The sequence below is a fragment of the Mucilaginibacter aurantiaciroseus genome, assembly GCF_024055595.1.
GTDB lineage: Bacteria > Bacteroidota > Bacteroidia > Sphingobacteriales > Sphingobacteriaceae > Mucilaginibacter > Mucilaginibacter aurantiaciroseus.
The window spans coordinates 278,466-291,147 of record NZ_JAMXOF010000003.1 but is presented as its reverse complement, the minus strand read 5'-3'; the positions used below and the strand labels follow the sequence as shown (position 1 = coordinate 291,147).

Here is a 12,682-nt window from a genome sequence, read left to right as displayed (position 1 = left end):
AAAGTTTAAAGCTAAACGTTTGGGGAGGGATAAACTATACTTTAACAATCTTTAACACACTATTTCACTACAACAAGTTTCTGCCCAAGCTTAATGCCGTAGTCAGATAGTTTGTTTAGCGCTTTTAATTCATCAACAGTGATACCAAAACGTTTAGATATGTTGTATAGTGTGTCGCCCTGCTTTACGGTATAAATTTTATCGTCGGGCGGGGTCTTGGAAATACTATCCTGCCGGGGCTGATTTATGGTTTCGTTTATCTCGCCCAATACACGGTCTTCTCGTTTTATTTTGGCAAGTTCACCCTCCGGCCGGTCGTACTGATCAAGCTGATATTTATTGATGATATTAAGCAGCAACTGGGGATATTTAGGATTAGTGGCATACCCGCAGGCTTTAAGACCATATGCCCATCCTTTAAAATCGTTCTTATCCAGCTCAAAAAGGCGGGCGTAATTTTTCTTCTTTAGAAATTCGGAATGGTCGCGGAAAGACTCTTCCGGGTTGGCATATACCCTAAAGCAATCGTTTACATTATCATCATTCTTATAATAGCTTTCGCCCGCCCAGGTGCTGCCGCATTTTATACCGAAGTGATTGTTGGCAATTACCGCCAGGTCGCTGTTTCCGCTGCCGCTTTCAAACAAGCCCTGTGCAATGGTGATGCTAGCGGGTATGCCATAAGTATTCATTTCCTGTATGGCAATAGCTTTAAAACGATCTATATACTCAAGGGAGGTAAAATCGCGGTGCCCGGCTATGGATCCGCGGTTGCATTTTTGAATGGTTTTGTTGTTTTTGGATGCTTTTCTGCGGCTAATAACGCTTTTGTGGGCCGAGCACGATGTAAATAACAATACGGCAACTAATAATGTATATATCCTACGCATGCAGTTTCAGCTTTGGTCTGCCAAACTTAAGTTTAAAAATATAATTATTAATTGTTATCCGCTAATTCGTCTTTGGCTGGGTTAGCCTCCGCATCGTCATCAAACTCGTTAAGGTCATACTTATTGATGATACCTAATACCTGTGCCGACCATTTTTTGCTGCTTGCGTATCCTCCACGCTGTATGCCTTTTGCCCATCCTTTATAATCGTACTGGGAAAGTTTATCTGCCAGGTGGCTAAACTGCTTGCGCTCTGTCATGATACGGGCAAAATCCTGGAACGATGCCATTACATTATCGTATTTTTTATATGAAGATCTTACTCTTTTGTTGCCTTTATAATACACTGCGCCACCGCCGCCTTTAACGCCAAATTGGTTGTTTAAATTTTGAGCTATAGCGCTCTTCCCGCTTGCGCTCTCGTGCATGGCAACGCCTAATATGATACTTGCAGGTACGCCGGTTTCGTGCATAATGCGAATGGCATTATCTTTAAACTTCTCTATGTATGATTGTGCTGCGCTCTGGGCTAACACTACTGTTGTTGAGGCAAACAATGCCGAAACTGAAAAAAATGTAACAGTTAAGAGTTTCTTCATAATTATTTTTTTCTGATGATCAGTAGTCCGTCTCGTACAGGCAGAATAAACTTTTCGACCTGTGTGTTAACAGCTATTTGCTCATTTAGTTTGCGGATGCTCTCGGTATCGGCGTCTTTCTCGGTGCCAAACACCTTTCCTTTCCACAAAACGTTATCAATTATTATTAAGCCTCCGGGCCTTACTTTGTCAATTATTAACTCAAAGTACTTAAAATTATTTCGTTTGTCCGCATCAATAAAAACCAAATCGAAGATAATATCCTCAAAATCAGCAATTATAGCCTCTGCGGGGCCAATATGAAGTTTAATTTTTTTATCCACATTTGTTGAAGCAAAATGTGAATTAAGCATTTCTTCAAATTCTCCGTTAACTTCAATGGTGTGTAAAACGCCGCCTTCTGCCAGCCCTTCTGCCAAACAAATGGCCGAGTAACCGGTAAATGTCCCTATCTCTAAAATAAGCTTTGGTTGGATCATTTTGCTGAGCATACTCAGCACGCGGCCCTGGTAATGACCTGACAGCATGTGCGGTTTAAGCACCTTCAGGTAAGTGTCCCGGTTTATTTTTTGCAACGCCTCGGGCTCCGGGTCGCAATGGCTATCAAGGTAAGCCTGTAAGGCCGGATCAAGAATTTCCATAGCCGCAAAGGTAAGAAAATTATTTTTGAGCTTAATTTGCTTGATTAAGGTATTACCTGAGCCTTGCTTTTCTCAGTACTTGTTAAATCAATTTATTGATTTTAAGCAAATTATTGATTTTAAGCAAATTAAAAACATTAGCATGTGTTCACAATCGCGAACGTGAACAAAACCGTCAATGAGAAGCTTAAAATTGGTAACAATCAGGAAATCCTATAATCAGGCTAATCATGGTTCAAAATGATTTACTCATCCAACTCTGCAACAGTATAACCGCCGATATGGTATCCACCAACGCCTTATTCTGCCTGGCTTTTTTGCCCATGCCGCTTTGGGCGATGGTGGCCGATGCCATTTTGGAAGTAAAACGCTCATCAAACATTTCTACCGGGATCTCCGGGAAAGTTCGCTTAAGCAGGTTGGCAAACCCTTTAACATGCATGGCAGATTGCGAGGGGGTGTTGTCCATCTGCTTGGGTTCGCCGAGCACAAAAAGCTCTACCTGCTCAGTTTGCAGGTATTTTTTAAGGTAATCGATGATTTTTAGGGGGTGGATGGTATCCAATCCCGTCGCGATGATCTGCATCGGGTCGGTAACGGCAATGCCGATGCGCTTTGTACCGTAATCGAAAGCCATTATGCGCATAGCTTCGCAGATATGAAATATGAGATTTGAGATTTGAGATGCCGCATGGTTAAAAATGGTGCTGTTTAATTCAAAGATAGCTTAATCTGCCCCCTGTCTAAAATCTCATATCTAAAATCTCATATCTAATTTTTACCTTGCACCAAATGCAGTTTAAGGATATTATAGGGCAATGGGCAATTAAGCAAAGGCTGATCACATCGGTAAACGAGAACAGGGTAAGCCATGCGCAGTTGTTTTTGGGCCCCGAAGGTGCGGGTGGTTTGGCATTGGCAGTTGCTTACGCGCAATATTTATCGTGCGAGGATAAGCAGGCCAACGACTCGTGCGGGGTTTGTTCATCATGCCGCAAGTATCGAAAACTGATGCATCCCGACCTGCATTTTTCTTACCCTTTCTTCGCCAAGCATAAAGATGATACCGCGCTTACCTTTATTGAACAATGGCGTGATGCCTTTACGGCTCACCCTTATTTAAGTCTTGATATTTGGCGTGGATACCTGGAGGCTGAGAACAAACAAGCGAATATCAACATTGCCGAGTGCCATCAGATCATCAAAAAACTTAGCTTTAAGCCGTTTGAATCAGCTTACAAGATCCTAATCCTTTGGCTGCCCGAATACCTGGATAAAGAAGGTAATGCATTACTAAAAATGATAGAGGAGCCACAGCCAAACACGTTATTCATACTTGTGGCCCAAAACCAGGACCAGATCCTGAACACTATTCTTTCGCGCACGCAACTAATTAAGATCCCTTGTTTAAATTACGAGGATATTAAAGAGGAGCTAATTAGCAGACATCATCAAACGGAAACCGCCGCATCGCAAATTGCCTACTTAAGCAATGGCAACATGACCGATGCTTTGGCCATGCTGCAACACGATACCAAAAGCTACCACGAGCTATTTGTGCAATGGCTGCGTTTATGTTTTGGCAATAAAGGGCTGGATATTTTGAGTTTTGTTGACCAAATGGCCAAGATGGGCCGCGAAAACCAAAAGAATTTTTTACGTTACGGCATAAGTTTTATCCGCGAGTGCACGCTGCTGCGTGCCGGTGCCGAACGCATTGTAAAACTGCCTGAACAGGAAATGGAAACCGCCAAAAAGATGTCGGCGGTGATCAACAATGCGCAGGCCCAAACCATTATTACTGAGCTGGAAAAGGCTCATTATCATATAGAACGTAATGCTAACCCTAAAATCTTGTTTTTAGACGTATCTTTACAAATTATAAAGACACTAAGTTTTAAAATTACCCCCACGGGGACTCATTATATACCGAATTAAATTATGGGATGCGGAAGTTGCTCAACAGGCGGCGGTTGTTCGCCTGCAGGCTGCAAAAGTAATGGCTCTTGCCTTACAAATGGTTGCAGCAAATTAGATGTACACGATTGGCTATCACATATGGATATGCCAACCAACTATAAGCCTTACTCAATAGTCGAAGTAAAATTCAAGGGTTCGCGTAAGGAGTTTTATCATAATAACGACAATATTTACCTGGAGGCCGGCGACCTTGTTGCCGTTGAAACTACCACGGGTGGTTATGATATTGGCCACGTTTCTATCACCGGCGAACTGGTGCGCATGCAAATGACCAAGCGCCGCGTAAAAGAGGCCGACGTTGTTAAAAAGATCTATCGCCGTGCTACCGTTGCTGACGTTGACAAGTGGAAGCTTGCTAAGGATATGGAATGGGAAACCATGCATAAATCGCGCACGCTGGCGCTGGAACTAAAGTTATCTATGAAGATAAGCGATGTAGATTACCAGGGCGATAAAACAAAAGCCACTTTTTATTATACAGCCGAAGGCCGCGTAGATTTCAGGGAATTGATCAAAAAAATGGCGGAGAGTTTCCGCATCCGGATTGAGATGCGCCAAATAGGGATGCGCCAGGAAGCAAGCCGCCTTGGCGGTATTGGTTCATGCGGCCGCGAGCTTTGCTGCAGCACCTGGTTAACCGATTTTAAAACGGTTTCTACCTCTGCCGCACGCTATCAAAACCTATCGTTAAACACCCTTAAACTTGCCGGCCAGTGCGGTAAATTAAAATGCTGTTTAAACTACGAGCTGGATACATATATGGATGCTCTTAAGCACATCCCCGATAATGTGAACGTACTTAAAACCGAAAAAGGTGATGCGCGCCTGCAAAAAACCGACATCTTTAAAAAGATAATGTGGTTTAGCTATCCGCGCGAAGAAGCATGGGTACCTATGCCTATTGCCAAGGTAAAAGAAATTCAACAACTGAACCGCGAGGGTATTATCCCTGCCGATTTGGGTGAAATGGTAGAGTTGGAAAATACAGCTGCAAAAGCACTTGATTACGAAAACGTTGTTGGCCAGGATAGCTTAACCCGCCTGGACGACCGCCGCAACCAGAACCGCAATAAGAGCAATAACAACAATAACACCCGTGACCGTAACCGCCGTGGTGGCGAAGGGCGCCGCGATGGCCAGCAAGCTGGAGCCCAGCGCCCGGAAGGTGGAAGCAAACGCCCGCAGGGCAACAGGCCCGATGGTGGGAACAGGCCGCAAGGCAACCACCAGCAGCAACAGCAGGACGGTAACGGTACCGATGGGCCGCCAATGCCCGAAGGAGGAGGCAATCGCCAGCAGGGCAGCAGACCCGATGGCAACCGCCAACAACACCAACAAAGCGCTAACCGCCCCGAAGGGCAACAGGCGGGCGGATTAAAACCTGAAGGGGGTGAGGAAAATCGCCCGCAGGGTAACCGTAATAATAACAGGCGCAACAACAACCGCCCTAGGCCAAATAACCCAAACAACAACCAACCCCGTACCGATAACCCAGGCGGCGGTAGTGCAGCAGAATAAATGAATGCTTTAAAATATCTTTTCGGTGGATTAGTTGCCCTTGTGCTTTTCACAGCACAAGGCTGCACCGACCCTAACATGGTTATTGATCAGAACACGGAGGTAGCCAACCACAACTGGGCGTATGTTAACCGGGTTAAGTTTGATGTTAAGATAGATGATATCAGCGTACCATATAACCTGTACTTTAATGTAAGGGTTAGTGGCAGTTACAAGTACTCCAATATGTTCGCATTGTTTTTCCAGACATCGCCGGGCAAAAAAACCCATACCACCCGTTACGAGTTTAAACTGGCTACCAAAGATGGCGAGTGGCTGGGAAGCGGCAGCGGCAATCTATACAGCTACCAATTGCCTTTACGCACCAATTATAAGTTCCCGGCAAGGGGGGTTTACCATTTTGAGGTGGAGCAAAACATGCGCGATAATCCGCTCCACGAGGTTATTGATGCCGGTTTAAGGGTAGAGAAAGCGCAGTAACCCTCTTCATTCCAAATAATTAAAACCTGTAATAGCTCTGTTTGTAGTTAATGTATACCAATTGCTTAACTATGAAAAAGTTATTTGTTTATCTATTCGCGGCAGCTGCATTAAGTTTATCGGCCTGCACAGGTAACAACAAAACAGGCGGCAACCATGCCGATTCGGGCGCTACAAATGTGGGTAGCTCGGGCGCGGCAGATACATCTGCAGCCGTATCAACAGCAACAACCCCGGCCCAAACAGGCACAAGCGGTACTGATACCAGCGGAAACGGAAAAGGAACAACCAACCCAACCTCAGACACGCTAAAAACCAATCCTAAATAATTATGAAAAAGCGCATCATATATTTATTTGCGGTAGCTATTATAGCCATAACTGCTTGTAAGGGAAAAACAACAGGCGATTCCGGCGATACAACAACAGCAGATTCCGGCCAAACCCACGTAGGCAACCAAAGCCCGGCAGATAGTAATAAACTGCCCACAACGCCTACAGAAACAGGCGGAAAGGATAGCAGTGGTAATGGAAGCGGCAATACTAATGCACCTAAAGACACTTTGAAAAGCAATCCGTAAATCTTATTTGCTCGCGTATCGATTTTTATTCTATTTTGGATGAAATTTAATACCCTGAAAAATGCGGAAATTATTATTCCTGTTTCTTTATTTACCAATTGCCTGTTTTGCGCAAAATGTAACCGAAAAAGTTTCTGCCGGGGACAGTTTGAAAAGCGTCAAGGCGCTCGATTATTTTAATGAGCTGATCCCCTACAATCCCACCAATGCTGAATATTACTTTGAACGTGGACGGGCTAAATTAATCCTTAAAGATTTTAACGGTGCCCTGGCAGATCTGAATAAGTCCATTGCATTAAATTACAATAACGAAATAGCCTATGTTGACCGCGGCCGTTTAAAAGACCAATTAAACGATTATAACGGCGCTATTGCCGACTATGACCAGGCTATAATGGTTAAGCCAACCGGAGTTGCTTATTACAACCGGGGCTTAGCAAATTTTAGGTTAAATAATTTTGCCGCCGCTGTTGATGACTATACCAAAGCAATTGCCTTAGATGCTAAAAACGGGTATTTTTATCTGCAGCGGGGATTGGTTAAAAAAACACTTACCGACTTGAGCGGGGCTTTGGGCGATATAAGTATGGGGATTAAAATCGATTCCAAAAATAGCGTTTTTTATTACGAACGGGCAATAGTTAATATCATGCTTGATAATGATAAGGACGCCCTGGCAGATTTTAACCAATCGTTTTTAATAAGCCCGCCCAATAATGCCGAAGCATATTATAACAGGGGAAACACCAAGCGCAATTTTAGCGACTCTAAAGGTGCTATAGCCGATTTTGACGTGGCTTTAAAATTAAAGCCAACGCTTACGGAGACCATTAGTAACCGCGCCGGTGCCAAATACGACCTTAAAGATTATGCAGGTGCAATAGCTGATGCCAATATCGCATTAGCAGCAAGCCCAAACGATGCATCGGCCTTATTAAACAGAGGGCTTGCTTATGAAAGATTAAACCATAATAAAGAAGCTATCGTTGACCTTACAGCATATCTTACAAAAAACAACACCGATGCCGGGGCATATTTCATCCTTGCGAATACATATCTTAAACTAACCTCTTATCAAAACGCAATAGAAGGTTACGACAAGGCTTTAGCAATCGATAATAAAAATGCACAGGCCTATTTTAACCGGGCTTTTAGCAAGCGTTATCTAAATAATTTTATGGGAGCTATTGATGACTATACCAAGGCTATAGCGCTTAACCCTAAAAACAGTCAATCCTATAACAACCGAGGCCTTGTTAAGCACCTTATGAAAAATGATGCGGCCGCCTGTCACGACTTTAATAAAGCCGCGCAAATGGGTAATAAGGCTGCTATGGAAAACTCCATAAACATGTGCCACTAAGTAAGTAAATTACTAAGCGTTTTATTTTAATAGTAAAATTACTACATTCGTTTTGCTAATATTTTTATCAAAATGGTTGTTGTAGTTTTAAGTGCCTCTATAGTTATATTGCTCATCGCTATCTTTGTTTTTTTGAAGCGGCCTGCCTCAAATGGCATTTCTGCGGATGAGTTTTCCATGTTAAAAACAGAAAATGATTCTTTAAAAATTACTGTAGCACAAGCCGAGCAAAAAGCCGCCGGCTTATTATCCGAAAAGGAGAATATCACCAAACTTTTAAAAGATGAGCAGAACCGTTTACTTGATGAACTTTTATACGAGCGCGGTCAACTGGCCCAAGCCAATCAATCATTAGAATCATCCCGGTCATATTTTAAGGCGCAGCAGGAAAAACTTGCCGAGCAAAAAGAGGATATAGAAAATACCCGCAAGCATTTTCAGCGCGAGTTTGAGAATGTGGCCGAGAGGTTATTGAAGGAAAAATCACGGGAGTTTACAGACGTAAATAAGTTGAGCATCGATACCATCCTAAACCCGCTTAAAGAAAACATAAAAGCATTTGAGGAAAAGGTAGATAAGGTTTACAACATGGAAGCCGCCGAGCGCAATACACTAAAAGGCGTTATTACCCAACTGATGGACCTGAACAAACTCATCAGTACCGAGGCATCCAACTTAACCAAGGCTTTAAAAGGCGATAACAAAAAGCAAGGCAACTGGGGTGAAGTGATCTTAGAAAAGGTTTTAGAGCGTAGCGGCCTTGTACGAGACAGGGAGTACCGGGTACAAGCCAGCCTGAACCACACAGATGGCAGCAGGTTGCAGCCCGATGTAATAATTGACCTTCCGGACGATAAACATCTGATAATTGATTCTAAGGTCTCGCTGATCGCTTACGAGCGTTTGGTAAATTGCGAAACGGAAGAAGAGCGTAAACTTTATTCAAAAGCGCATATAGAATCCTTACGGAACCATGTACACGGCCTGTCATCTAAAAACTATCACGATCTGTACCAGGTAAACTCGCCCGATTTTGTGTTGCTTTTTGTGCCGATAGAGTCATCTTTTAGTTTTGCCGTACAACTGGATGCGGACCTTTTTAGTGATGCCTGGGATAAGCGGGTAGTAATTGTTAGTCCGAGTACTTTATTGGCCACCCTGCGTACCATAGCCAGCATCTGGAAACAAGAACGCCAGAATCGTAACGTATTGGAGATTGCCCGCCTAAGCGGAAGTATGTATGATAAGTTTGTAGGTTTTATAGCCGATATGGAAAGCATCGGCAAAAACATCAACCAAACACAATCGGTTTATAATAGTGCATTTAATAAGCTGGTTGATGGTAATGGTAATTTAATCAAAACAGCTGAGAAAATCAAAGGTTTGGGTGCTAAGGCTAATAAACAGTTAGATGGAAAGTATTTGGACGAAGCGCCTTAAAATTAAATCGTTATTTATTCTGCACTTTTAAACGCATTCCACCCTTGCGCTTTCAACTCGTGCTGATTTCCTGATTTTGTGATCAGGCTGCAACCCTCATTTGGTTCGGTAATGTAACCGATGATAGAGAAATCCATTTTATGTTTGATCTTATCATAATCGGCTTGTTTCACGGTGAACAACAGTTCATAATCTTCACCACCGCTTAAGGCACACACGGTTGGGTCGAGGCCAAATTCGCGGGCAGTTTCGTAAGTCATGGGGTCGATAGGAATCTTTTCCTCATATAACTTACAGCCTTTATTGCTTTGCTTACAAATGTGCAATACCTCAGATGCCAAACCGTCAGATACATCTATCATAGCCGTTGGCTTAACGCTTAGTTCTTTCAGCAGGTCAATAATATCTTTCCGGGCTTCCGGTTTTAACTGTCGTTCAACAATATAATCTTTACCCTCCAGGTCGGGCTGGATGTTTGGGTTTTCTATATAAACCAACTTCTCACGCTCTAACAATTGCAGACCGGTATACGCACCGCCCAGATCACCGGATACACAGATCAGATCGCCTTCTTCGGCAGTATTACGGTATACCACATCCTTCTCATCGGCATAACCAATAGATGTAATGCTGATCACCAAACCTTGTTTGGATGCACTGGTATCGCCTCCCACAATATCTACATTGTAATTACCGCAAGCCAGATAAATACCTTCGTATAATTCTTCAATAGCCTCTAACGGAAATTTGCTGCTCATACCAATAGAAACAGTGATCTGGCTTGCAGTACCATTCATAGCATAAATATCGCTCAGGTTTACCTGAACTGCTTTGTAACCTAAATGTTTAAGGGGGGTATAGGCCAAGTCGAAATGGATGCCTTCTAAAAGCAGATCGGTAGATATCAGGGTTTTCTTTCCTTCAAAATCAAGCACCGCGGCATCATCGCCAACACCTTTAACGGTACTTTTTTGGGTAAGGGTTATATTTTTGGTGAGGTGGCTTATCAGGCCAAACTCTCCAAGGTTCTCTATATTGGTTTTCTCTTCGTTTTCGAACATATTATTAGTTATTACGCCGATTATAAAATGATTACACCTATTATAAAATAATTGCCAACTATACCGGTGAAATCATTTTTCAAAAATCAGGGTAATCCATTAATCACAAAAATACAAAAGCTTAATACAATAACCTTAAGCTAATTGCTTTATCCGCTTGTTATTACCACTATTGTAATATTTATAATAAATAAACTATTTAATATTTGGTTAATTATTATATTTTATTTTTTCTTTAATAAATATATTTATATATAAATAAGAAAATTACTTATTTATTCAGCTTTTGTGCTTGCAATTGCAAATTATAAAAAAGAAAATAATCTAACACAACCTATTACCTCTCCTGTAGTGGTTGTACCCGAAGCACCAAAGCCTTATTCAATTACCGAAGGTTTTGAAACAGGCAGCAAAACTTCTTATGCTGTAGCGAATGTTCAGTTGAATACCGGCTTGTGGAGTTTCAACAACAGTTTAATTGACGGACTTGCTGCTGATGGTAAAAACGGTGTAAAATCTGATACCACAGTCACCAAATAATAATCAGCAAACTTAAGCTAATATTGAAAATTACCTGCATACACAGGTTGTTACCGGTAACGAGTTATACATTATAATGGGCAATTATAATAAAAGTAACACAGGCTCAAAATTAACTTTCAATAAAATAAAAAAAAACATATTAAAGTGCCAAGCAATGTTTGAAAATTTGCCGTTATAGTACCGACAGAGAATAGCGACCTAAGCCGTGTAGCAAGCAATACACGTGTTATAGCGTTTAGTTTATAACTTACTATCAAATCTGCCGCAAAATGTACAGGATGCAGTTGAAACTAAGAAGGGCGTATTGTAATAGGCACTAAGCTTGGATAGCCCGCACTGACGCCTTTTTATTTCGTTACAATCCCAAACTTGCCGAAATCTCCAACATCCTCTCAATAGGTTTTACAGCTTTTTCTATAATGTGAACAGGTACTTCTATTTCCGGCATTTCATTTTTTAAACACAGGTAAAGCTTTTCCAGTGTATTGCGTTTCATGTGCGGGCAATCGTTACAGGCACAGGTATTATTTGGTGGCGCCGGGATAAACAATTTATCAGGGTTATCCTTTTGCATCTGGTGTAAAATACCGGCTTCGGTAGCTACAATAAATTCCATTTCGGTACTGTTGGTAGCATACTTTAATATCCCGGTGGTAGATCCTATATAATCTGCCATCTGCAATATAACTTCCTCGCATTCAGGATGTGCCAGTATTTTAGCATTCGGATAACGTTCTTTAATCTTCGTAATTTTCTCACGACTAAAAATCTCATGAACCATACATGCACCATTCCAAAGCACCAGGTCGCGGCCTGTTTTTTTAGCTACCCATGCACCAAGGTTTCTATCCGGCCCAAAAATTATTTTCTGCTCTTTTGGCAGGCTTTCTACTATTTGTACCGCGTTGCTCGATGTACAAACAATATCGCTTAAAGCTTTCAATTCCGCCGTGCAGTTCACATAGGTTATCACCAAATGTTCGGGATATTTTTCCTTAAACTTTTTGAACAGGTGAGGCGGACAGCTGTCTGCCAGGGAGCATCCAGCTTTTAGATCCGGTAAAAGTACTTTCTTGTTTGGTGATAATATTTTTGCGGTTTCGGCCATGAAGTGTACACCGGCAAAAACAATAATATCTGCATCCGTTTTGGCGGCTTGCTGAGATAACCCCAGGCTGTCGCCAATATAATCGGCAATATCCTGTATATCTCCTTCCTGGTAATAATGGGCCAGTATAACGGCATTTTTCTCTATTTTAAGTTTTCCTATTTCGGCGAAAAGGTCAAGCGACGGATTGATGTATTCGTCTACAAAACCTTTCACTTTTATTTCTTCGAAGATATCCATTCCACAAATCAATTAATAATAACTCTTTTTATATATATAAATAAACCTATTGTTATTAAGGTGTTAGTTATGTGTAAAAGTTGTAATAATATTTACCCTAAAAGTTGTTTATCCATTTTTATTAACATTTATAAACAACTTTTGCATTTTTATAATGCTGATATTAAGATCACTATAAGAATCAATAATTATCTTAAAAACTTATTTGTTGATAATTTCTTGCTTAATAAAATGTTAAT

At 41.7% G+C, this 12,682-nt stretch carries 15 protein-coding genes; 8 read left to right on the top strand and 7 right to left on the bottom strand.

The genetic code is table 11. From position 1 onward, the window contains the following. Nucleotides 1-59: 59 nt before the first annotated feature. The 4 genes from NAF17_RS14620 to ruvX form a co-directional block, all read right to left on the bottom strand. Nucleotides 60-890: a glucosaminidase domain-containing protein gene (locus tag NAF17_RS14620; RefSeq protein ID WP_252758746.1), complete on the bottom strand. Its 831-nt coding sequence runs from the start codon at nt 888-890 to the stop codon at nt 60-62. Nucleotides 891-937: 47 nt separating this feature from the next. Further along, nucleotides 938-1,489 (bottom strand): glucosaminidase domain-containing protein, encoded by a 552-nt coding sequence (locus NAF17_RS14615; protein WP_252758745.1) that lies wholly within the window; start codon nt 1,487-1,489, stop codon nt 938-940. A 2-nt stretch (nt 1,490-1,491) separates the two neighbouring features. Next, nucleotides 1,492-2,130 carry an O-methyltransferase gene (locus NAF17_RS14610; RefSeq protein ID WP_252758744.1) on the bottom strand — a complete coding sequence of 213 codons (639 nt, stop codon included), beginning with the start codon at nt 2,128-2,130 and terminating at the stop codon, nt 1,492-1,494. A 235-nt stretch (nt 2,131-2,365) separates the two neighbouring features. After that, entirely contained in the window at nt 2,366-2,776 is a 411-nt protein-coding gene (ruvX, locus tag NAF17_RS14605) for a Holliday junction resolvase RuvX (RefSeq protein ID WP_252758743.1), read from the bottom strand. A 146-nt stretch (nt 2,777-2,922) separates the two neighbouring features. Here ruvX and NAF17_RS14600 point away from each other — a divergent pair, with 146 nt between their 5' ends. The 6 genes from NAF17_RS14600 (at nt 2,923) to NAF17_RS14575 (ending at nt 8,051) form a co-directional block, all read left to right on the top strand. Then, entirely contained in the window at nt 2,923-4,068 is a 1,146-nt protein-coding gene (locus tag NAF17_RS14600) for a DNA polymerase III subunit (protein ID WP_252758742.1), read from the top strand. 3 nt (nt 4,069-4,071) lie between these two features. Continuing rightward, a complete protein-coding gene (gene ricT / locus NAF17_RS14595; RefSeq protein WP_252758741.1) occupies nt 4,072-5,628 on the top strand; it encodes a regulatory iron-sulfur-containing complex subunit RicT in 1,557 nt (518 codons plus the stop codon). Further along, on the top strand, nt 5,629-6,108 hold the full coding sequence (locus NAF17_RS14590) for a gliding motility lipoprotein GldH (protein ID WP_252758740.1): 480 nt from the start codon (nt 5,629-5,631) through the stop codon (nt 6,106-6,108). Between the two features lie 71 nt (nt 6,109-6,179). Beyond that, nucleotides 6,180-6,437: a hypothetical protein gene (locus tag NAF17_RS14585; RefSeq protein ID WP_252758739.1), complete on the top strand. Its 258-nt coding sequence runs from the start codon at nt 6,180-6,182 to the stop codon at nt 6,435-6,437. A gap of 2 nt (nt 6,438-6,439) precedes the next feature. Further along, on the top strand, nt 6,440-6,688 hold the full coding sequence (locus NAF17_RS14580) for a hypothetical protein (RefSeq protein ID WP_252758738.1): 249 nt from the start codon (nt 6,440-6,442) through the stop codon (nt 6,686-6,688). 61 nt (nt 6,689-6,749) lie between these two features. Then, nucleotides 6,750-8,051, top strand: a complete 1,302-nt coding sequence (locus NAF17_RS14575; protein WP_252758737.1) for a tetratricopeptide repeat protein — start codon at nt 6,750-6,752, stop codon at nt 8,049-8,051. A 41-nt stretch (nt 8,052-8,092) separates the two neighbouring features. Here the strand turns inward: NAF17_RS14575 and NAF17_RS14570 are convergent, their stop codons facing one another. Beyond that, nucleotides 8,093-8,230 carry a hypothetical protein gene (locus NAF17_RS14570; RefSeq protein ID WP_252758736.1) on the bottom strand — a complete coding sequence of 46 codons (138 nt, stop codon included), beginning with the start codon at nt 8,228-8,230 and terminating at the stop codon, nt 8,093-8,095. On the opposite strand from NAF17_RS14570, the gene NAF17_RS14565 reads away from it, so the two are divergent. Further along, a complete protein-coding gene (locus NAF17_RS14565) occupies nt 8,229-9,491 on the top strand; it encodes a DNA recombination protein RmuC (protein ID WP_252758735.1) in 1,263 nt (420 codons plus the stop codon). The two genes, NAF17_RS14570 and NAF17_RS14565, sit on opposite strands and share 2 nt — an antisense overlap. Before the next feature lie 14 nt (nt 9,492-9,505). Here the strand turns inward: NAF17_RS14565 and thiL are convergent, their stop codons facing one another. Then, a complete protein-coding gene (gene thiL, locus NAF17_RS14560; RefSeq protein ID WP_252758734.1) occupies nt 9,506-10,552 on the bottom strand; it encodes a thiamine-phosphate kinase in 1,047 nt (348 codons plus the stop codon). A gap of 288 nt (nt 10,553-10,840) precedes the next feature. Here thiL and NAF17_RS14555 point away from each other — a divergent pair, with 288 nt between their 5' ends. Next, complete coding sequence (locus tag NAF17_RS14555) at nt 10,841-11,092, top strand: hypothetical protein (protein ID WP_252758733.1); 252 nt, start codon at nt 10,841-10,843, stop codon at nt 11,090-11,092. A gap of 358 nt (nt 11,093-11,450) precedes the next feature. Here NAF17_RS14555 and nadA read toward each other — a convergent pair whose 3' ends face one another. Then, nucleotides 11,451-12,443, bottom strand: a complete 993-nt coding sequence (gene nadA, locus NAF17_RS14550) for a quinolinate synthase NadA (protein WP_252758732.1) — start codon at nt 12,441-12,443, stop codon at nt 11,451-11,453. Nucleotides 12,444-12,682: the final 239 nt, after the last annotated feature.